Below are 19,870 nucleotides of genomic sequence, written 5' to 3'. Positions count from 1 at the left end.
TCTGCCGCTAACCTTTGCCAAACCAACTCACTGGTTTCACTGGCGCACCATTGTGTCGTATCGCGAAAAATAAGCCCGTTTCTGAACGCCCACCCGAACTGCCTGCCGTAGCAATGACGTCATTGGCATTGACCCATTCTCCGACATCTTTTAACAGGCTTTGGTTGTAGCCATACAAAGACATGTAGCCACCGCCGTGATCTAATATAATCAGAAAACCAAAACCACGCATCCAGTCGGAAAACACAACTCTGCCGTGATGCACAGCATGTACTTGGTCACCTGTCTTAGCGGCGAAGGTCACGCCACCTAAATTGATCTGTGAATTATCCGGCAATTGTTTAATCACGTTAAGAGGCGGAATCAACTTTCCTTTTTGTGCGCCAAAAGGCGTATCTTGGTCAGGAATTTGTATGTCTGCCAACGCTAACGCTTCCTCTAACTGTTTTAACAGTGCCTGCATTTGCGCTTGATTTTTTTGTATGCGTTTCGCTTTTTGATCACCGGAATTCAAATCGGTTTCAATTTTGGCTAATAACTTTTGTCGCTGGGCGTATTCGTCTTTGACTCGACTCTGTTGCTTTTCAAGATCGCTTTGTTCTTGCGCTATTTGTGCACGCTGACTTCGAATGCTTTTTTCAACTAGATTTAAGTCTTCAGCCTCAGCAGAAAAGCCATTGATAAGGGATTGGCGGGCAGTGGAAAAGTAGCGGTTATAATGAATCAAGCGCATGGATTCATCCGCTGGAATATCTTCGAGCAGGAACTTTAAACCTTCTTCACCACCAGAACGATAAACCGCCCGAAGTTGGGCGGCGATCTGCTGGTATTGCTGCTGAATGCTTTGTTGCAAGCTTCGTTGTTGGGTTTGCAAATTCTCTAACTGCTCGGCCCCTTTTTCTAAACTCTGCTGCAACTCCAGAATACGTTTCGACAAATCCTGTATCGATTGTTCTTTACTTTGAAGCTGTTGCTCTACGCTTGAGCGCTCGCCTTTCAGATCTTTTAGCCAACTGTTTAGTTTACTAAGATCCTGCTGCAAAGCTTGGATTTGTTGGCGCGCTTCTTCTGGTGTTTGTGGCTCTGCGGCCCAGCTTATGCTGGACCACAAAACTGTGAGCATCAACAAACAGGCTTTTAAACCCATAAGGATTCCCTTTATTAAGCACGGACAAGTAAACTGTGACCAGTCATTTCTGCTGGTACATCCATGCCCATCATTTCAAGAATAGTCGGAGCAATGTCACACAAAGCGCCTTCTTTTAGCGACCAATTCGCTTGTGGCGTCACCATGACTAATGGCACTGGCTCAAGCGTATGAGACGTGAGTGGCTGAGAACCATCATCGCTCAACATTTGTTCCACGTTACCATGGTCTGCAGTAATCAAACACTGGCCTTCGTTTTTTTCCAAGGCAACCAGAATACGGCCTAAACACAGATCAACGGTTTCTACCGCTTTGACCGCTGCATCAAAGATACCACTGTGGCCCACCATGTCACCGTTGGCAAAGTTACAGATAATAGTATCGTATTTGCCAGCTTCGATTACCTCAACCAATTTATCTGTCACCTCTGGGGCACTCATTTCTGGTTTAAGGTCGTACGTTGCTACATTCGGAGAAGGAATCAACTCCCGCTCTTCGCCTTCAAAAACGGCTTCTTCACCGCCATTAAAGAAGAAAGTAACGTGAGCGTACTTTTCTGTTTCAGCAATGCGAAGTTGTTTTTTACCGGTGTTCGACAGTACTTCACCTAGAGTGTTACTCAGCGCTACAGGTGGAAAAGCAACGTCAGCTTTAATGTCAGAGGCAAATTCAGTAAAGGTCACAAATGCGGACAATTCCGGCGTCACCTTACGTTCGAACCCAGAGAAATTAGCATCCGTAAAAGCACGTGTTAATTGACGAGCTCGATCGGGTCTAAAGTTAGCGAATACAATGGCATCACCGTCTTCCACTTTGACCGATTCACCCACCACAGTTGCTTTCACAAATTCATCGTTTTCATCACGATCATAGGCCTCGTCAATGGCATCAAACGCACGGTCTGCTTGGTATTCACTTTCGCCTAGCACAATGGCATCGTATGCTTGCTGTACGCGATCCCATCGGTTATCACGGTCCATGGCATAATAGCGTCCCGTTAACGTTGCGATACGACCAACACCAAGGTCCTTCAGTTTGTTCTCGATTTGCGCAACTGGCGTATGCGCCGAACGCGGAGGTGTGTCACGTCCATCGGTGAAGCCATGCACGTAGATCGCTTTCGCGCCACGTTTTGCAGCCAATTCACACATCGACATAATTTGTTCGTGATGAGAATGAACACCACCTGCGGAAACTAAGCCCAGCACGTGTACAGCTTTGTCCGCTGCGACCGCTTTATCGACGGCGTTTACCAATGCTTGGTTTTCAAAGAAACTTCCGTCTTCGATCGCTTTACCAATGCGCGTGAAGTTTTGATAAACCACTCGGCCTGCACCTAGGTTCATATGACCGACTTCCGAGTTACCCATCTGACCTTCCGGTAAACCAACCGCTAAACCAGATGTTTTAATTAAGCTATGAGGACGTTCGCTCCAGAGCTTATCCCAGTTTGGTGTATTCGCTGCAGCAATTGCATTGGAAGTGGACGTTTCGCTGTATCCCCATCCATCTAAAATAAACAGTGCAGTGGTTTTCTTGTTCATAAGTGCTCATCCCGATCTGTAACTAAGCAATAAATTCGATACTACCATAGCCTTAGTAAGCGGCACAGCAAGACAACCACTCGGAGCGATGAAATCTATTTCGTTACACTGGCTTTATTCAACAACCAGTCACGGAAGGTAACCACTTGTTCTAAATCGGCCTTATCGGCGGGATAAGACAACAAATACTCATGCGGTGTGTCCAGCGCTTGACTAAAAGGTGCGACCAACTCACCACTTGCAAGACTTTGCTTGGCAATAATAGACGGTAGAATCGCCACACCCATACCATGTTTGGCGGCTTCTAACAGCATATGGAAGTGTGCGAAGGCAGGCCCCGCTAACGAATCACTTTCTAAGTTATGAGCGGCTAGCCAATCCGGCCAAGCATTGATGCGCGATGTTAAATGTAACAGCGGAAAGTCGAGCACATTACTGGGGATCAATTCATCGCCCTTTAGAGGCTCTAAAATAGCGGGAGCACACACCGCCACAACAGACTCGCCAAGCAAATGATGACTGACCGCACGGGGCCAATGATCGCCACCATAATGCAAAATGATATCAATCGCTTCAGGATCAAACTTAGCCGCATCATCGAGCGAACGGACTTTGATTTGGAACTGGGGATGTGTTTTAGAAAATTCGGCCAATTTTGGCATTAGCCAGTAAGATGCGAAAGTCGGCAATGCCGAGATGGTCAGAGTGGTCTTTTCATCCTCACGATGCAGCATGCGTAAACTGGCATTTTCCATGCAGTCGAGCAATGGAACAATCTCTTTGTAATAAGCTGCACCAGTATTCGTCAGAACCAGTCGTTTGTTTAAACGAATGAATAAGTCCCTTGATAGGAACTCCTCCAGATTGCGAATCTGACGACTTACCGCACTTTGGGTAAGGTGTAACTCTTGTGCTGCACGCGTAAAACTTAAGTGTCGAACAGACGCTTCAAAGCACTTGAGCGCCGTAGAGGATGGAATGTATCTGCGCATCGGGCGACCGTTTTTAGAATAATGGGGGAGTGACTTTACATTAACTTTTAAAACTCGGCCATTGTGACGCGAAAGGAAGCCGTTGTCATTGCGGCTTCCTCGTTTTTTATGTCAAAAATCTCCGAACTTTCGTTCATCATTCTGCACTACTTTAAAACATGCGCACTTTGACCATAATGATAGCCGTGTGCACCGACCTCGTAGAACATACGCTTCACCTCGCGTAATGGTATGTCACGCAAAGTTGTCATCGGTACAGATAAACTGTCGCGCTGCCCAGCAAACCATTCTGCTAGCTCTTTACCTACAACCGTTCCAGGACCAATACCTCGACCGCTGTAACCAGCAATACTAAATAGGCCGCGCTGAAGTTGTTGGCAGTGTGGCAAATGATCCTCGCTATAAGCAATTTTGCCGGTCCAAGAAAAATCCCACTCGACTTTTTCAAGAATCGGCCAAAGCTCTTTTACACGTTGCGATGCCCAACTTGCATGATAATGCGACTCCCCACCCATACCACCAAAGACTAAGCGCCCGTGCTGATCCATACGGAACGAACTCATGACCGTACAAGTATCCCAACAGCCTTCTTTATTAGGTAGAACGTCGTTCAATTGCTGGTCGGTTAATGGTTTCGTCGCCAGTTGACTGTAAAAAATAGGCACAAATTTACGCGCTTGGTCTTTAACACCGTATTCGCCATAAGCGTTCGTCGCGAGTATCACTCGCTCTGCTTTGAGGTGACCTTGAGCCGTTTTAACACGCCATAAATCCCCTTCTGGTACAATATTTTCAACTGGCGAGTGATCAAATAGCTGCGCGCCTTCTTTTAATGCTGCGCGTGCTAAGCCTCGAGCATAAGCAAGCGGCTGAATCGTCCCGGCTCTAGGGTCAAACAATGCGGCATTAAATTTCTCTGAACCAATACGTTCTTGAGCCTCTGCAGCGGATAATAATTCTACTGGCGCTCCACGACGTTGCATTTGCTCACAGCGACGCTGAAGTTGTGTAAGTCCAGATTTGCCGACGCCACAATGCAATGTGCCATGCCGTGTTGCTTCGCATTCAATGCTGTACTCTTCGATAAGGCCATAGACATAATCGGGCGCAACGGCCAACGCATCATACAAAACGCGTCCCGCCTCAGCGCCTAGCTGTCGATCCAACTCATCAGGCTCTAGCCACAATCCGGCATTGGCTAAGCCGACATTACGTCCAGATCCACCAAAGCCAATTTCCTCGGCCTCGACCAACGCGACATTGATACCCAATTTCGCTAAATGCAACGCCGCAGATAATCCAGTGAACCCACCGCCTACGATGGCAACATCTACCGTCAGTTCTTGATCAAGCATCGGTAACTCTGGCGCTGCTGGGGCGCTGGCACGCCATAAAGAATCACAAGGCTGCATCAACATAGGGACGAACTCCTATAACGCAAAAAGATAAAAAGACTTATACGAGAATCAAAAAAGGCGAGCAAAGGCTCGCCTTTTTACAGGGCTAGGAACGCTTCGATTATTCGAAAACAATGCCTTGAGCCAGTGGCAAATCACCACCGTAGTTAACCGTATTGGTGGTACGGCGCATGTAGTTACGCCATGCATCGGAGCCCGATTCACGACCACCACCTGTTTCTTTCTCACCGCCAAACGCGCCACCAATTTCAGCACCAGAGGTACCGATGTTGACATTGGCAATACCACAATCAGAACCATCCGGAGACATAAACATTTCAGCTTCACGCATGCTTTCGGTGAATACCGCAGAAGACAACCCTTGAGGTACTTCGTTTTGAATGTTGATCGCCTCTTCGAAAGTTTTGTACGTCAACACATACATAATAGGCGCAAAGGTTTCTTCGTGAACAATCGGCGCATCATGTGCGATACGAACAATCGCAGGCTTCACATAGAAACCGCCTGCTGGTACGCCTTCAGTCACACGCTCGCCACCGCAAATAACTTCGCCGCCCTGTGCTTTGGCCGTCTCTAATGCTTGCTGCATACGATTGTAGCTGCCTTCGTCAATCAAAGGCCCGACTAGATTCCCATCTTCTAATGGGTTACCAATGCGCAATGTTCCGTAAGATTTTGCAACTCGTTCGACTAAGCCATCTACGACAGACTCATGAGTAATCAGTCGGCGTAATGTCGTACAACGTTGACCTGCTGTGCCCGCTGCCGAGAATACGATGGCACGTAAAGCAAGATCTAGATCCGCCGTATCGGATACGATCATGGCATTGTTGCCACCCAGCTCTAACAAAGAACGACCCAGACGACCGGCCACTGTTTTCGCTACCGCTACGCCCATCGCCGTTGAACCCGTTGCCGAGACAAGTGGGAAAACAGGACTCGCTGAAATCGCTTCACCTAAGTCACGACCACCGATCATCACACTGACCGAGGCTTTTGGAATGTCAGGCATATCAGCAATCACATTTTGCGCAATTTTGTACATTGCCATAGCACATAGAGGGGCTTTTTCAGAAGGCTTAAGCAAAATAGGATCACCACATACGAGACCTAACATAGCGTTCCAAGCCCATACTGCCATCGGGAAGTTGAATGCGGTAATCACGGCCACAGGGCCAAGTGGGTGCCATTGCTCCATCATACGGTGGCCGGGGCGTTCAGAAACGATCGACAAGCCATGCAGCATGCGTGATTGGCCCACTGCAAAGTCACAAACATCAATCCATTCTTGTACTTCACCCAATGCCTCAGGAAGGATTTTGCCCGCCTCTAACGAGATCACCTGCGCCAGCTCTGTCTTGTATTTACGTGCCTCTTCACCAATACGACGCACTAGCTCACCGCGTCGTGGTGCTGGAATGGATCGCAATGTCTTAAAGGCGTCTTGCAGCTGAGCATTAACGCTTTCCAGCTGCGCTGGGGTTGCATTATTAAAAGTAGACAGTGTCGCACCATCGATTGGGCTGTGCGCAGAAAAAGCACTGCCTTCACCCAAAGCAACAGCATTACCTGTTAATACGCTGTAAAACGTATCACCTTGTTTTAAGCTGTTTATACCCAGTGTGTCTAAGCATGCTAATGTCATGGTTTATCCCCATCAGTTTTCATCAAGTAAGTTTGATTCCACTGTACTCACTCTACATATTGATGAGAAATATTGATTTTATTGCTCTGGTATAGGCTTGCCCTATAGCCAGATCGAGCTATATTAAAAGCGACCCAATAAAAAGGAGGCTCATGTGGACATTCGCTCACTGCGATATTTTATAGCGGTTTTTGAAGAACGCAGTTTAAGTGCAGCAGCAAAGCGTTGTTTTGTCGCTCAGCCGTCCATTTCCACAACACTTGCGCAGCTGGAAAATGACTTAGGTACGCAGCTTTTTGTCCGTCACTCAAAAGGCGTCACACCCACCGACAGTGGCGCGCAACTCTATCCACATGCCTGTCGCATGGTGAATGACATGAACACCATGCGCAGTCTGTTCGTCGATTCCCATGCGCCTCTAGATGTCTCAATTTCCTTGACGCCGTTTTTATCCGGCGCCCTAGTTAGCCAAGTGCTCAAGCGCTTATTAGATGAAATCCCAGGGCTCACATTTAGTTTGGTCGATGCTTCAGAAGACGCAGATTTACGTTTTACCTGTAGTAGTTACATCACGGACAGCGATGTGTTCTATCAACTGTGGGAAGACAATTACGTAATTGCCATGGCGAATGATCACTGGCTCACTGAGTTCGCATCACTGTCAATTAAACAGATCGACAAACTGGCGTTTATTTCTCGCCGTCCCTGTGACATCCAAGAATCTTGGAATTATTTGGTACAAAAGCAGGGCATCAACATGGACATAAGAGCCCAAGTAAAAACCGAAGAATACGCGCTGGATCTGGTCGCTGCGGGACTGGGCATCTCATTGATCCCAGAGCATTCGCTAAGAGGAAGACAGGACGTCACCATTCGTCCCCTTAATGATGTGGCGTTAAAACGCGTTGTCGGTATTGCACACAATAAAGGCATTAATCTACCCGCACATTTAATCAATACGATTTTGTCTGTAAAGCCACTAATGAATAACAAAAATACAACAATACCGGCTAGCTCATGAGTTTTATGCATTACCAGATGTCATTTTACCTTTTGTATTGCTGAATCCCCCCCCTTACATTGAGATCTATCATGCCGATTTCACAGGAGTAAGACATGCAAGTTGATCAATTTTTCGCGTCGCTATGGGACGTTTATACTCAAGTCGCTCCCCAAGCGCAGCGCATTCAAACATTGTTCACCCAGCAAGGTGAGCAGGTCATCAATGACCACATTGCGTTTCGCACCTTTGCCCACTCGCCTATTGCTCTTGAAAAACTGGAGCCAGTCTTAGAAAGCCTTGGTTATCATGCTTACGGAGCGTTTCGCTTTGAGGGTAAGCACTTGAAGGCACGCTGCTATAAGCATGAGAGCCAAACCGATGCCCCAAAAATATTCTTATCCGAACTGCTTACAGAGGAACTACCAGAGCCGTGCCAAGCGATCATTGGCCAACTAGTAGCGCAAATCCCAAATGATGCCGTAACTGGACCAGAAATCTTCTGGTCTAAATGTCTCTGGCAACCTATTTCGGAGCAGGATTACGTCACGCTGCTAGAGCACAGTGAATATGCTGCATGGTTAAGTACGATGGGGATGCAGGCTAACCACTTTACCGTCAGCATTAACCATCTGAGTAAAACCCCGACCATTGAGCAGGTTAACCAGCTCCTTATGGACGAGGGCTACACGTTGAATCAAACTGGTGGATTGGTAAAAGGCTCACCAGAATTGTATTTAGAACAGTCTTCGACCATGGCAGACAAAGTGAGTGTCACCTTTGCAGGAGGCGAGACACGCGTTATCCCTAGCTGCTTCTATGAGTTTGCATTACGCCACAAGCAACCTAACGGCGAATTATTCGATAGTTTTATCGAAGGCAACGCCGATAAAATTTTTGACTCAACGAACACCGCAAGCTAACTCCGTAAAAAGTACTGCGTTAGCCTAAACGCGGTACTTTTGCTTGCAGCTCCAAGGTCAGTGAGGCCTGGGCTAAGACTTTTCCAGCGTAGTAAAACACTTGTAGCGTGATGGGCGTATCAGGGCTACTTGGGCTTAAATCCATTGTATCTTGACCTTCAATGTACAAGTTGCCCTCTTCGTTCCAAACCACGCTAAGAGAAATTTCTTGTCCAGCTGCATTCATCAACCGCCACTGGGTTTTCTCTGAACGGAACAATGTTAATGGCTCAGCATGGTAAGTTTGTTGCTTCGCATCGCGGATATTCACCGCCGTCAACACAGCGAGATCTCCAGTAGAAGGCTGTTGTTTACGCTCAACTAATGCTTGATCGAGCTTAGAAAGCGCTGCTTTAGCCACCCTGATATTGTGCTGATTTTGTTCCGCTATCGCTTTCTGGCCAGCCTTGGCCGTGCTAATTAAAGGCGCGCCCTGCTGCAAGGTTGGAATAATATGTGCTCGCTGCCAAAGCCGATCAAGCAAGGTGGCCAATTCGATCTGCTGCTGCTCACGTGTCTGCTCAACCACTGACTTAGTTTTGATACCACTGCAGGCAATTAGGCTGCTGATAAAAAGAATGCAACATAATGCCTTTAAACTGTTATAAAACACTGCTTTCACTCCATTTTTGCTCCACTGGTTTGCTAGTATGTACCCTTTACCCTCACCGTGTATAATGCTTCGCAGTTTTTTGACAGGCTTGAAACGAAATGATGAACCAACTAATTGAATTTTCTTTGAACCATTGGGAAATGGTAGCGGTCTTTATTGCCATCGCTGCTACTGTGATTTTTATAGAAACCCGAGGGGGTGCTCGCACCGTGACTGCGGCCGCAGCGACCAACTTAATCAACGATAAAGAAGCGGTTGTCGTCGACATTCGTCCAGCAAACGAATTTCGTACAGGCCACTTAACTGGCTCAATCAACATTCCTTCTGCAAAACTAAAAGATTCATCGAATACCCTAGAAAAATACAAATCATCCCCCATCATCTTAGTATGTAAAAATGGGATGACGGCTGGCTCAAGTGCCAAAGAGCTGATCAAGTCAGGATTTGATGTCTACAAACTACAAGGTGGCGTCACTGAGTGGCAGAGCGCTGGTCTACCACTTGTTAAAAAATAATTGAGAGGTCCGCAATGGCAAATGTCACTATTTATTCGAGCAACTATTGCCCATTTTGCTTTCGTGCAAAACAACTGTTGCAACACAAGCAAGCGGACTTCAGTGAAATCTGTGTCGATGGCGACCATGCTTCACGTCAACAAATGATGGAAAAAAGCGGTCGCCACACTGTACCGCAAATCTGGATTGGCGAGCGTCATGTAGGGGGTTGCGACGACCTATTTGCTCTCGACAATGCTGGCGAGCTTGATGCTCTGCTTGCTTCTAACTAAATAAACCAAGGAACTATCATGGCTGAAGAAAACCAAGCTCAACCACAACTGCAAATTCAACGTATCTTCCTAAAAGATGTATCGTTTGAATCTCCTCGCTCACCACTTGTATTCCAAGAAGAGTGGAAGCCAGAAGTAGGCCTTGAGCTAAACACTAAAAGCCGTCAAGTAGGTGAGAACCTGTACGAAGTCGTTCTAGACATCACAGTGAACGTTAAAAACAACGATGAACCAGCCTACCTAGTACAAGTTTTACAAGGTGGATTGTTCACCATTGCTGGTTTTGAAGAGCGCCAACTACATCACGCTCTTGGCGCATTCTGCCCTGGTACATTGTTTCCTTACGCACGTGAAGCGATTGACTCTGTTATCACGAAAGGCAGTTTCAACCCAGTGATGCTTGCGCCAATTAACTTTGATGCACTGTACCTAGAAAACCTACAGCAACAACAAAAAGAAACGGCTGAAGCGACTCAATAATCGCCACCGCCAACGTTTCAAATAAAAAATCCGATTAAGGCGACTTAATCGGATTTTTTTATGGGGTTTTGCAGGACTTTGCTGTGCACGGGAATTGCTTACCCGCCAGATTGAACCAGAGCTTTGACCTTCATCGCCTTCTCAAAGTGGTCTAACTGATGCGTTCTAATCCACCACTCAGCAGCTTCCATCAACAACTTAGGATCATCGTTTTTGTTCTTGAAGAAAGCATAGAAAGAAACACCGACACCCTCGCCTTTAGTGGCGATTTTCTTATCGCAGACTTCGATGATTTTGGATTTTAAAATTGGAGTCATGGTGTTTCCTTTTACAGTTAGTATTAAGATTCAACGATCGCTCCCCGAATGGAGCCTAGGCGAACGGTACGACCCATATAAGGTCAGAGATCAATAGTTGCTAACATCATCACGGTAAAAGCCCTACTGTGTTTCTCCAACATCAATCTATCTCACAGTTCGTTTTTTTAGCTTTTTCATGTTTGCCACTAATGGATATAGCAGATGTCCGATCACCGATGCAGGTAAGCGTACAGTCGTACCAAACTGCGCAGGCCAATGCTTTCCAGGCATATGTATCGTTTTAAACAACACATCAAATAAAATCGTGTGCGCAGAATAATTCGTATCAAGTGCTGGCTTTTCAGAGCTATGATGCCAATGATGGAACTGAGGCGTGACAAAGATGTATTTTAGCGGCCCAAACGGAATAGATAGATTCGAATGGATTAAAATGGCTTGTAATGCCGCAAAGGCAACATAAGCATTCAACGCGGCTTCATCTGGGCCTAGCAAATACAAAGGCACCATGACCATCGCACGCTCTGAAAATACTTGAATAAAATGCGCTCGGGACCCTGCCAGCCAATCCATGTGTTCTACTGAATGGTGTACCGCATGAATATGCCAGAGCGACGTCACCTCATGATACAAACGATGCTCCCAGTACAAGACAAAATCTGCACACAGCACGATCACTATAAATTGCATCCACACAGGAACGGATTGAATGGTGTCTTGGAAGGAAGAGCTCATGGCCCAACTAAAGTGGCTGGTATGATAGTTTGCGAACAATAAAATGGCGGAAATAGCCAAGTGGTTAAAACAGAAGTAGGACATATCCATGTCCCATTCAGGTCGCATAATGAGTTGATCGCGATACTGAGGGAATAACTTTTCCAGAATCAAAAAGATAAAGACGGACCCCATAAACGCCAGAATTAACCAATCGACTCCGAGAGAAAGCGCCTTTGGCTCTACCGGCCCAACTGGAACATTGTAGCCGCCCAATGTAAACGCCAATAATGTGAGTCCAATGCCACACATTCCGAGTGCTTTATATTTCGCCTTATTTAGCAAAAAGGTTAATACACCTAAGAACAGCGAAAAATACATGCCGTACTTCAGCACAATCTGTAATTGCTCGGCGTCGTATATCTGACGTAATTCTGTCGTGGTAAGGTGGGAAGGATATAAATACGCTAGAACAGCTAAAAGACTCAATATCCCCAGTGCAAGCGACGCGACTCCGCTGATTCGCCCCTCGCCAAAACGAAACTCTTTTGACAAATCTTTTTCGACTTGTCGTACTTTATATTCGTACTTCTCATCCATGAAACATTCTATCCTTCTAGCGGGTCAAAAATTTGGCCGTATTGAAGCATAAATTGTTGGAGATGATAACTCATCGAAAGTAGCACGACATAAGAGCAAAGTATTACACATCATCTTGCGACAGCATTTTGTTAGCGCATTCATGCCAAAACAGTCTGCAAGTAATCATCACAGACTTCTAGTTTGTAAACCGTTTTCGTCTGTACGAGGCAGCGACGCATGCCATTACGAGCCTTTGCGTATAACGCATCTGTCAGCTCATGATCTTTTTCCCACTGCTCACGACTTGGCCATTGGGCATAGCCGATAAGAATATTGGGGGTCTCTGATGTATGAAGCCTAGAACCAAAACTGCCGCAATTCTGGTAAATTGATTTGGTAACCTCAAGCCATGCCTCTCGAAAAAGCAATTCCATATTGTCTTTTATCTGAAACTCATAAACAGCTATAAACACTTTCGCTCCTTGAGTGGTAATGTCCGCCATAAGCGGCCGAATGAAACGACCTTGCGGCACTGTTTTCGACCTTCTGACTTTCTTTTTACTGCTAATATTCGTGATTGGCAAGCCTAGCCCCTCAGTCTATGCCAGCTCATATACGCCCTATCCCCGATACAATCGGGTCGTAAAAAAGAGGATTCAGTCCTGATAAGGGAGCTTCATGCTTTGGATTCGCGCTGACGACCGAAGATGTGCGCAAGCGAATTGAATTGCATGGAAGCTCCATGTCTAAAAGAGTTGGGGTTAAGACTTACTACCGCTGAAGATGCAGATAAGTTCCCGCGCACAGCGCGGTTCTACAAAAACTGGGGCTCATACTGATTGTTGCTGAGGTTGCAAGATTGCTTCCCCGGACGAAGCCGGGTCGTACATTGAAACCAATCTTGATAAAGATTCCATGTGTTTGATTCGCGCTGTCGGTCGAAGGGAGGCACGACCGAAGATGTGCGCAAGCGAATTGAATTGCATGGAAGCTCGCTTGCCTACAAAAGCCGGGGTTAACTTACTACCGCTGAAGATGCAGATAAGTTCCTGCGCGCAGCGCGGCCCCACAAGATTGCGATATCGCTTCCCCAAACGGTGTCGGGTCGTACTGGAGGGGAATAATTGCTACCATCATCAGGTAATATCATTATTGAGGCGTTTGTTTGGCCTCAGCAGGAACACTTATGGCTAAGAAAAAACGTAAACCTTGCCCCTACTGCATGAAGATGCGCTGGATGCTGTTGTATTTAGTTTGTATGGGCATGATTGGCATGCTGTTTCTACAAGAATTTCTGAATAAAAACTGAGCATGACCAACCATGACTATGCTTGTTGAAAAGCCAACAAGTTATGCACATTCCATCGCAACCGTTTGACGATGACCGGCTTCTTTAATCGCTACCTTCCGGCTACATCACTACTTGATTTCTTCATACGGTAAACCAACGTATTGCATGGCAATCACACGACGACCTTCTTCATTATCTGTGTAGAAGCTCAATTCAGATTCCATAAAGCGTGAGAAGGTCTGAGAGTCTGTCCCGTTGACTTCCACATTACCAAAGTCGTGCATCATATTGGTCATCCACCAAGAAAAACGCTCTCCATGCCACACACGACGCAAGCAGACTTCTGAATATTGATTTATACAGTCTCGATCTCCGTCTTGGTACACTCGTGTCAGGATTTTGTAGAGTGTCGCCACGTCGGACGCCGCTAGGTTTAAGCCTTTCGCACCGGTAGGCGGTACGATGTGCGCGGCATCTCCGACTAAAAACATATTGCCATATTGCATGGGTTCACAGACAAAGGAACGCAGGGGCGCAATGCTTTTCTCAATGCTTGGCCCGGTTTCCATGGAAGCGGCCACATCCGTCGGTAATCGACGCTTTAATTCGGTCCAAAACGCGTCATCGCTCCACTGTTCTATTTTATCCGTCAGAGGCACTTGGAGGTAGTAGCGTGAACGAGTCGCCGAACGCATGCTGGCTAAGGCAAAACCTCGATCGGTTTTACAGTAGATCAACTCGTCGTGGGCAGGCTTGGTATCGGATAGTAAACCTAGCCACCCAAATGGGTACACTCGCTCGTGCTCGGTTTTGACGTCATCAGGAATGGTTTTACGTGACACACCATGGAAGCCATCACAGCCTGCAATAAACTCGCAATCAAGACGTACCGATTCACCGTCTTTTTCAAATGTGACATACGGCGCATCGGTTTTCACATCATTCAACTGTACATTGCTGGCTTCATAGACTGTGGTTTGACCTGACGCTTGACGAGCCTCCATAAGGTCACGCGTCACTTCTGTTTGACCATACACCATGACGGTATCACCCCCAGTCAGTTCATCTAGAGCGATGCGTACACGCTTGTCGTTGAATGCCAATTCCACCCCCGTGTGCACCTCACCTTCACGGTCCATTCGTTCAGACACACCGGCTTCGCGGAGTAGATCGACCATACCTTGCTCCAGTACGCCAGCGCGGATACGCCCTAACACGTATTCACCACTGACGCGCTCCACAATAATATTGTCGATGCCTTGCTTCGCCAGTAATTGCCCCAGTAATAAACCTGAAGGTCCCGCGCCAATTATCGCTACTTGTGTTTTCATGACTTTTTACCTGTATTATTTTTGTTCGCTATCATTTCTCAATGACTTAATAATGGACAACTAAGAACAAAATAATCAGGAACTTTCAGGACAATAAATTGTACTTTTCGGACAGACAGAGCTTTAATAAAAAGTATAAAAATAGCGTAATTTAAAGACATAAAAACCAAAAAAAAGCGCTTTTAAGAGGTTTTTAAGTGCATTATTGGTTTTTGGTAATGACATTAATTTTTCAGTAGAAACATTATGAATCAGACAATTCCGCAGTTCGGTTTATACGGTGAGGGACGCTGGATCGATCATCCAGACTTTGTTCATATAGAAGATATTGCCGCACGCAGTAGCCATTTGGGTTGGCATATAAAAGCACATCAACACACTCAATTAGTGCAACTGCTGTTACTGAAAAGTGGCTCGGTGCAACTACAACTAGATACCCAAACACGTTTCCTAGAAGGCTGCTGGGGGATCATTATTCCTCCTGGTACCGTGCATAGCTTTCGGTTTGCCCCTCAAACAGATGGACGTGTGCTATCTATCTCAGATGCGCTATTAGGAGATGAATATGCCAATAGTGCCTTTGTGACTACGTCGGGATGCCTTAATTTCAATGGGGACGCTGAAGAGTTTAGTCACTTGTGGCAACTGATTACGTTACTGGAACATGAATTTCATCATGTGAAAGATCATAAAAATACGCTTATTGAGCATTTACTAAAAGCCATACTGATATTTGTCGAGCGACACCACACAGTCAACGTTGCCCAACGACAAACCCAAGACGAACTCACATTGCAGCGATTGAAAAGTCTCGTGAATAACCATCTTACGGATCATTGGAAATTAGCGGACTATGCAACACAGCTCAATGTGTCGGATAAAAAGCTCAACCGGCTCACCCAACACGCTTTTGGCAAGACCGTTATACAGCTCACACACGAGCATTTATTAATGGAGGCCAAACGTCATCTAATATATACCCAGAAATCGGTTGAACAAATTGCGTACGATTTAGGCTTCAAAGACCCCGGATATTTCTCACGATTTTTTAAACGCTGTGAAAACATCACACCTGGGCAGTACAGACAGCAACTCTAGCACTCCAAAAAACCTAAGAAATTGATTATTAAAACAAAAAAATAAATGGTTAGTTTTTTTCATCTATCTACTGAAAATTGATCGTTTGTTTATTAAGTGGCCAGTGATTACTATTTAATCATCTTAAAGCCAATACTTTTCTGGAAAAAACTATGAACAACTCATTCGATCACTTAGATACAGAATACTATGTAGAACGTGCTTACCAACTGCGTAGTGAATACGTTGCCGCCGCTGTAAAGTCTCTTGTTGCCCGCATCAAATCTGCTCTAACTTCTGGCAAACGTTCAACTTCTGCACCCCTACAAGGTAACCCAGCTCACTAAGTTTGGCGTCCTTGATTGGCATTTTTGCCAATATTCGTTACTGATCGCAACAGTAAAAACAAAAATACGATCAGCATAACGAAGCACCTCCTCTGCTCTCCTTTCCCGTTTTCTTGATCAACATCAGCCCTCTCAATTCTTACACTCAGTTTTTGAATCAATCCCTGCCTTACAACTAATTGTCATATATCTGTCATCATTCGTTCATATCATAGCGACTTACTCTTGGCACACGGTAGCGGCACGGACATGCAACTAGACAGCACATCACTACTCAATAGGATTCTAGAGGAAGGTCTTATCACGCCTCTATTTCAGCCAATTTATGACCTGACGTCAGGCCATGTCTACGGCTATGAAGCGCTGTCTCGGGGACCAAAAGACACCGAGCTTTTCGCTCCGGATGTGTTGTTCCCATTTGCTCAAGCACAAGGACGATTACACGAGCTTGAGTTATTGTGCCGAGAGCGCGCCATCTCACGTTTTGTCGAACTGCAACTTCCGGGACAACTGTTTCTAAATGTCAGCGCCTCTCTGCTTAGCTCACCTGACCACCAGAAAGGTATGACCTTATCCATTTTGAAAGACCTTGGATTGAAGCAACACAACATTGTCATCGAGCTGTCTGAGAAGCACCCTTACGATCAGAATGGCCTGACTCATCAAAGTGTTGAGCATTATCGCGAAATGGGGTTTCAGGTCGCCATAGACGATCTGGGTGCCGGCTACTCTGGACTCCGCCTCTGGTCAGAAGTACGGCCTGATATTGTAAAGCTTGATAAGCATTTTATTGAAGGGGTTCATCAGGACGCCATAAAACGTGAATTCGTTCGCTCAATCATCAATATTTCTCAGCGTTTACGCTGCGCGCTAGTGGCTGAAGGCATTGAGCATAAAGAAGAATTAGATCAGCTTCTTGAAATGGGGGTTAAATATGGACAAGGCTTCTTTTTACAACACCCTAGCCCATTACCGAATACAGAGCCGCATGAATACTTGCTTAACCATGTGACGAAGCGCATGAAACAGCATGCCCAGCAAGAGGAAACCGTTCAATCGTTGAGCCGCGAATCTGTTTTTGTGGAAAGCACTCGTCCTCTGAGCGAGGTTGCAAAGCTATTCAAAGAAAATAAAGGCATTTTCGCGCTGCCAGTTGTGGAAAATGGTAAACCGTTAGGCATTATTCGCCGACATGCGCTGCATGAGCTGTTCTCCACCCCTTACGGCCGCGCACTGTACGAAAACAAATCAGCATTAGCGGTTACATCAACCGATGTGCTGATTGTCGAAAGCAATGTCTCCTTAGCCAGTGTTTCGACGATGTTTACTGATCAAGATACTGACTTGGTCAATAATGAAATCGTGATCGTACATGAAGGCCTATACTTTGGATTGGGGCACTTAAAAGACTTACTTAAACGTATTACAGAACTCAAAATCCAAAATGCAACCTACTCAAATCCTCTCACACTTTTGCCAGGTAATGTGCCGATTAACCGTGAGATTGACCGGCGTTTATTATCCGAGCACGATTTCTATGTGGCGTATTTTGATTTAAACAACTTTAAACCGTTTAATGATTATTATGGCTACGCTAAAGGTGATGCCATCATCCAATTGGTCGGTAGTATTTTACGGAGCGTTGTAACCTCAGAAGAGAACTTCATTGGACACGTTGGCGGCGATGATTTTGTCGTGATCTTTCATGATGAAGATTGGTGTGATCAATGCCACACTATTCTTAAACGATTTGCAGCGGAAGTGGTTAAATTCTACAACCCTAATGACCTTGATGAAGGTGGTATTTGGACTAAAAGCCGTGATGGCGATCATGCTTTTTTTGACGTTCTCAGTTTGGCCATTGGCGTTGTGAACCCAAACCCTAAGGTGTGCGATAGCCATCATTTCGTTGCTGAGTTAGCGGCTCAAGCTAAGAAATCAGCCAAGCAACGAGGCGGTAATCAAATCTATCAACAGCCTTATCAATATCATTTTGAAGAAGACATTCCTGCAGAACTTAGCCGCTGCTGCAGCTAGTCTCATCAATTCGACATCTAGGCTTCACGAAAGCGTCACGTAACCTCTCTAGCCTAAAGCTATTAGCTAGAGAGGTTAGCCTATGAAAACTCAATTCCGCGCGGTGTTTATTTCAGATGTCCACCTTGGCACGAAAGCCTGCCAAGCGGAACATTTACTCGATTTTCTCTATAAAATAGAGACCGAAAATCTCTATTTGGTTGGAGACATCATCGACCTAATCGAAATGCGCAAACGCGCTTATTTTAACGATACGCAACAGCACGTCGTACAACGAATTTTAGAGTTGGCGAAGCAAGGCACCAAGGTAACCTACATCCCAGGGAACCATGATGCGTTCTTTCGTCAGTTTTGTGGTCAGACACTCTCAGGCGTCGCATTGGAGCAACAAGCCATCCACACCACAGCGGATGGCCGTCGCTTTCTGGTTAGCCATGGGGATGAGTTCGATCAGATGGTAAAAGTCAGCCCTATCATGCTAGCGATTGGTGACAAAGCCCATGGCTTAATGCTGTCTTTAAACCGCCATATCAATCGTATTAGGCGCGCCTTTGGTCGCCCCTACTGGTCTTTTGCAGGCTATCTCAAACAGCACGTAAGTAAAGCACAAGAGTTCATCACGCGCTTTGAAACCGCGGCGATCAAAACTGCACGAAATAAAAAACTAGACGGGTATATTGGTGGGCACATCCATTTTGCACGCTTTCAGCGTCAAGGAGATGTGTTGTACTGCAACGATGGGGACTGGGTAGAACACTGTACCGCACTAGTAGAACATGAGGATGGCGAATTACAGCTATTACATTGGTCAGAACAACCTTGCTTCCTTGCCAGTGAACCCAGCCACGAAACACTCGAAGCAACGCCTTCCTTGGCTTAATCAATAAGAGCGTGTGGCCTGTGTTTAAGACGTCTTATTATTGGACGATAAACGAGCGCGGCCACCGCCGATCCGAACTAATTCCTGTAAGCTAGGCTCGTGATCATTGAAATATGCCACTTGCGCTAACAACAGTTCCGCGGTTGCCATGGCATCAGTGAGCGCATCGTGTCCGGGGTAGTCAGGTAAACCATAACGCTCACGGCAAGCAGGCAAGCGGTAGCCACCGTCACCAATAATCTCTTGAGCACGGCTGCGGCGTTGCATTTCCACCTGCATGGTATCGATCCAATCAAATGCCAACGCTGGCATGGGCTGCGTCTGCCAGAGGGATTTTAGAAACCCCAATTCTAATGGTGAGTAATGCACCACCAGCACCTTATCTTTCATAATCTGTCGCAAGTAACGCAGCACACTCTCGTGACGACGCCCCTGCTCCATCACATCAGAATCGGTAATCATATGAATCCCCACACTGACGTCATCAATCTCAGCAGAGTCTAATAATAAATGCTGAGCCGTATCCAGTTGAACCGCGCCATTCTCAATCAACACCCAGCCTAAACTAACCACCTGATGCTGCTTTGGGTCGAGCCCTGTGGTTTCCATATCTAACACAAAATAAGAATGCTCATGCCAAGGTTTCGTTTGCTCTTCACGCCGCTCACGCCAACTGTCAATGGCTTGAAAAATACGTTTTGGCATC

21 protein-coding genes are annotated in these 19,870 nt (G+C 46.1%); 10 read left to right on the top strand and 11 right to left on the bottom strand.

Annotation, left to right across the window (positions count from 1 at the left end):
- Positions 1-7 precede the first annotated feature (7 nt).
- The 5 genes from AYW76_RS14025 to amaB all read right to left on the bottom strand — a co-directional run bounded on the left by AYW76_RS14025 (position 8) and on the right by amaB (position 6,746).
- The gene (locus AYW76_RS14025; protein WP_067221403.1) at positions 8-1,147 is read right to left on the bottom strand and encodes a murein hydrolase activator EnvC family protein; all 1,140 of its coding nucleotides are present in this window, start codon (positions 1,145-1,147) and stop codon (positions 8-10) included.
- Positions 1,148-1,161: 14 nt separating this feature from the next.
- Positions 1,162-2,691: a 2,3-bisphosphoglycerate-independent phosphoglycerate mutase gene (gene gpmI / locus AYW76_RS14020; protein ID WP_067221401.1), complete on the bottom strand. Its 1,530-nt coding sequence runs from the start codon at positions 2,689-2,691 to the stop codon at positions 1,162-1,164.
- A 95-nt stretch (positions 2,692-2,786) separates the two neighbouring features.
- A complete protein-coding gene (locus AYW76_RS14015) occupies positions 2,787-3,683 on the bottom strand; it encodes a LysR substrate-binding domain-containing protein (protein ID WP_067221385.1) in 897 nt (298 codons plus the stop codon).
- 146 nt (positions 3,684-3,829) lie between these two features.
- On the bottom strand, positions 3,830-5,101 hold the full coding sequence (locus tag AYW76_RS14010) for an NAD(P)/FAD-dependent oxidoreductase (RefSeq protein WP_067221383.1): 1,272 nt from the start codon (positions 5,099-5,101) through the stop codon (positions 3,830-3,832).
- Between the two features lie 100 nt (positions 5,102-5,201).
- Complete coding sequence (gene amaB, locus AYW76_RS14005) at positions 5,202-6,746, bottom strand: L-piperidine-6-carboxylate dehydrogenase (protein WP_067221381.1); 1,545 nt, start codon at positions 6,744-6,746, stop codon at positions 5,202-5,204.
- Between the two features lie 154 nt (positions 6,747-6,900).
- Between amaB and AYW76_RS14000 the strand changes: the two genes are divergently transcribed.
- Positions 6,901-7,767, top strand: a complete 867-nt coding sequence (locus tag AYW76_RS14000) for a LysR family transcriptional regulator (RefSeq protein ID WP_067221380.1) — start codon at positions 6,901-6,903, stop codon at positions 7,765-7,767.
- 95 nt (positions 7,768-7,862) lie between these two features.
- Positions 7,863-8,669, top strand: a complete 807-nt coding sequence (locus AYW76_RS13995) for a DUF1338 domain-containing protein (RefSeq protein ID WP_067221377.1) — start codon at positions 7,863-7,865, stop codon at positions 8,667-8,669.
- 19 nt (positions 8,670-8,688) lie between these two features.
- On the opposite strand, the gene AYW76_RS13990 is transcribed toward AYW76_RS13995, so the two are convergent.
- The gene (locus AYW76_RS13990) at positions 8,689-9,330 is read right to left on the bottom strand and encodes a hypothetical protein (RefSeq protein WP_156489082.1); all 642 of its coding nucleotides are present in this window, start codon (positions 9,328-9,330) and stop codon (positions 8,689-8,691) included.
- Between the two features lie 89 nt (positions 9,331-9,419).
- On the opposite strand from AYW76_RS13990, the gene AYW76_RS13985 reads away from it, so the two are divergent.
- From AYW76_RS13985 to secB, 3 genes are read left to right on the top strand one after another with little or no spacing between them, the layout of a single operon-like run.
- Positions 9,420-9,836, top strand: a complete 417-nt coding sequence (locus AYW76_RS13985; RefSeq protein ID WP_067221371.1) for a rhodanese-like domain-containing protein — start codon at positions 9,420-9,422, stop codon at positions 9,834-9,836.
- Positions 9,837-9,850: 14 nt separating this feature from the next.
- Positions 9,851-10,108 carry a glutaredoxin 3 gene (grxC, locus tag AYW76_RS13980; protein ID WP_067038460.1) on the top strand — a complete coding sequence of 86 codons (258 nt, stop codon included), beginning with the start codon at positions 9,851-9,853 and terminating at the stop codon, positions 10,106-10,108.
- Positions 10,109-10,126: 18 nt separating this feature from the next.
- Complete coding sequence (gene secB, locus AYW76_RS13975; protein WP_067038459.1) at positions 10,127-10,588, top strand: protein-export chaperone SecB; 462 nt, start codon at positions 10,127-10,129, stop codon at positions 10,586-10,588.
- Between the two features lie 98 nt (positions 10,589-10,686).
- On the opposite strand, the gene AYW76_RS13970 is transcribed toward secB, so the two are convergent.
- From AYW76_RS13970 to AYW76_RS13960, 3 genes are all read right to left on the bottom strand, one after another.
- Positions 10,687-10,905: a DUF6500 family protein gene (locus AYW76_RS13970; RefSeq protein WP_067221368.1), complete on the bottom strand. Its 219-nt coding sequence runs from the start codon at positions 10,903-10,905 to the stop codon at positions 10,687-10,689.
- 147 nt (positions 10,906-11,052) lie between these two features.
- Positions 11,053-12,219, bottom strand: coding sequence for a sterol desaturase family protein (locus tag AYW76_RS13965; RefSeq protein WP_067221365.1), 1,167 nt, complete (start codon positions 12,217-12,219; stop codon positions 11,053-11,055).
- 140 nt (positions 12,220-12,359) lie between these two features.
- A complete protein-coding gene (locus AYW76_RS13960; protein ID WP_231872619.1) occupies positions 12,360-12,785 on the bottom strand; it encodes an antibiotic biosynthesis monooxygenase in 426 nt (141 codons plus the stop codon).
- A 602-nt stretch (positions 12,786-13,387) separates the two neighbouring features.
- On the opposite strand from AYW76_RS13960, the gene AYW76_RS19545 reads away from it, so the two are divergent.
- A complete protein-coding gene (locus AYW76_RS19545; RefSeq protein WP_269447795.1) occupies positions 13,388-13,510 on the top strand; it encodes a hypothetical protein in 123 nt (40 codons plus the stop codon).
- A 110-nt stretch (positions 13,511-13,620) separates the two neighbouring features.
- On the opposite strand, the gene pobA is transcribed toward AYW76_RS19545, so the two are convergent.
- Complete coding sequence (gene pobA / locus AYW76_RS13955; protein WP_067221362.1) at positions 13,621-14,823, bottom strand: 4-hydroxybenzoate 3-monooxygenase; 1,203 nt, start codon at positions 14,821-14,823, stop codon at positions 13,621-13,623.
- Positions 14,824-15,069: 246 nt separating this feature from the next.
- Here pobA and AYW76_RS13950 point away from each other — a divergent pair, with 246 nt between their 5' ends.
- From AYW76_RS13950 to AYW76_RS13940, 4 genes are all read left to right on the top strand, one after another.
- Positions 15,070-15,921, top strand: a complete 852-nt coding sequence (locus AYW76_RS13950; protein WP_067221360.1) for a helix-turn-helix domain-containing protein — start codon at positions 15,070-15,072, stop codon at positions 15,919-15,921.
- Between the two features lie 152 nt (positions 15,922-16,073).
- A complete protein-coding gene (locus AYW76_RS19120; protein WP_156489081.1) occupies positions 16,074-16,247 on the top strand; it encodes an RSP_7527 family protein in 174 nt (57 codons plus the stop codon).
- A gap of 225 nt (positions 16,248-16,472) precedes the next feature.
- Entirely contained in the window at positions 16,473-18,284 is a 1,812-nt protein-coding gene (locus AYW76_RS13945; protein ID WP_231872618.1) for a GGDEF domain-containing protein, read from the top strand.
- 82 nt (positions 18,285-18,366) lie between these two features.
- Positions 18,367-19,164: a UDP-2,3-diacylglucosamine diphosphatase gene (locus AYW76_RS13940; RefSeq protein ID WP_067221354.1), complete on the top strand. Its 798-nt coding sequence runs from the start codon at positions 18,367-18,369 to the stop codon at positions 19,162-19,164.
- A 24-nt stretch (positions 19,165-19,188) separates the two neighbouring features.
- Here AYW76_RS13940 and AYW76_RS13935 read toward each other — a convergent pair whose 3' ends face one another.
- A complete protein-coding gene (locus tag AYW76_RS13935; RefSeq protein ID WP_067221352.1) occupies positions 19,189-19,869 on the bottom strand; it encodes an exonuclease domain-containing protein in 681 nt (226 codons plus the stop codon).
- Between the last annotated feature and the right edge of the window lies 1 nt (position 19,870).

It is taken from the genome of Marinomonas gallaica, assembly GCF_001639745.1.
In the GTDB taxonomy this organism is placed as follows: Bacteria; Pseudomonadota; Gammaproteobacteria; order Pseudomonadales; family Marinomonadaceae; genus Marinomonas; species Marinomonas gallaica.
The sequence above is the reverse complement of the archived record's forward strand: the minus strand, read 5'-3'. Positions and strand labels throughout refer to the sequence as shown.

Excerpts from the sequence above, each read along its gene's own strand:
- AYW76_RS14025 (WP_067221403.1), bottom strand. The coding sequence starts at position 1,147 with ATGGGTTTAAAAGCCTGTTTGTTGATGCTCACAGTTTTGTGGTCCAGC.
- gpmI (WP_067221401.1), bottom strand. The coding sequence starts at position 2,691 with ATGAACAAGAAAACCACTGCACTGTTTATTTTAGATGGATGGGGATAC.
- AYW76_RS14015 (WP_067221385.1), bottom strand. The coding sequence starts at position 3,683 with ATGCGCAGATACATTCCATCCTCTACGGCGCTCAAGTGCTTTGAAGCG.
- AYW76_RS14010 (WP_067221383.1), bottom strand. The coding sequence starts at position 5,101 with ATGTTGATGCAGCCTTGTGATTCTTTATGGCGTGCCAGCGCCCCAGCA.
- amaB (WP_067221381.1), bottom strand. The coding sequence starts at position 6,746 with ATGACATTAGCATGCTTAGACACACTGGGTATAAACAGCTTAAAACAA.
- AYW76_RS13995 (WP_067221377.1), top strand. The coding sequence starts at position 7,863 with ATGCAAGTTGATCAATTTTTCGCGTCGCTATGGGACGTTTATACTCAA.
- AYW76_RS13985 (WP_067221371.1), top strand. The coding sequence starts at position 9,420 with ATGATGAACCAACTAATTGAATTTTCTTTGAACCATTGGGAAATGGTA.
- grxC (WP_067038460.1), top strand. The coding sequence starts at position 9,851 with ATGGCAAATGTCACTATTTATTCGAGCAACTATTGCCCATTTTGCTTT.
- secB (WP_067038459.1), top strand. The coding sequence starts at position 10,127 with ATGGCTGAAGAAAACCAAGCTCAACCACAACTGCAAATTCAACGTATC.
- AYW76_RS13970 (WP_067221368.1), bottom strand. The coding sequence starts at position 10,905 with ATGACTCCAATTTTAAAATCCAAAATCATCGAAGTCTGCGATAAGAAA.
- AYW76_RS13965 (WP_067221365.1), bottom strand. The coding sequence starts at position 12,219 with ATGGATGAGAAGTACGAATATAAAGTACGACAAGTCGAAAAAGATTTG.
- AYW76_RS19545 (WP_269447795.1), top strand. The coding sequence starts at position 13,388 with ATGGCTAAGAAAAAACGTAAACCTTGCCCCTACTGCATGAAGATGCGC.
- pobA (WP_067221362.1), bottom strand. The coding sequence starts at position 14,823 with ATGAAAACACAAGTAGCGATAATTGGCGCGGGACCTTCAGGTTTATTA.
- AYW76_RS13950 (WP_067221360.1), top strand. The coding sequence starts at position 15,070 with ATGAATCAGACAATTCCGCAGTTCGGTTTATACGGTGAGGGACGCTGG.
- AYW76_RS19120 (WP_156489081.1), top strand. The coding sequence starts at position 16,074 with ATGAACAACTCATTCGATCACTTAGATACAGAATACTATGTAGAACGT.
- AYW76_RS13940 (WP_067221354.1), top strand. The coding sequence starts at position 18,367 with ATGAAAACTCAATTCCGCGCGGTGTTTATTTCAGATGTCCACCTTGGC.
- AYW76_RS13935 (WP_067221352.1), bottom strand. The coding sequence starts at position 19,869 with ATGCCAAAACGTATTTTTCAAGCCATTGACAGTTGGCGTGAGCGGCGT.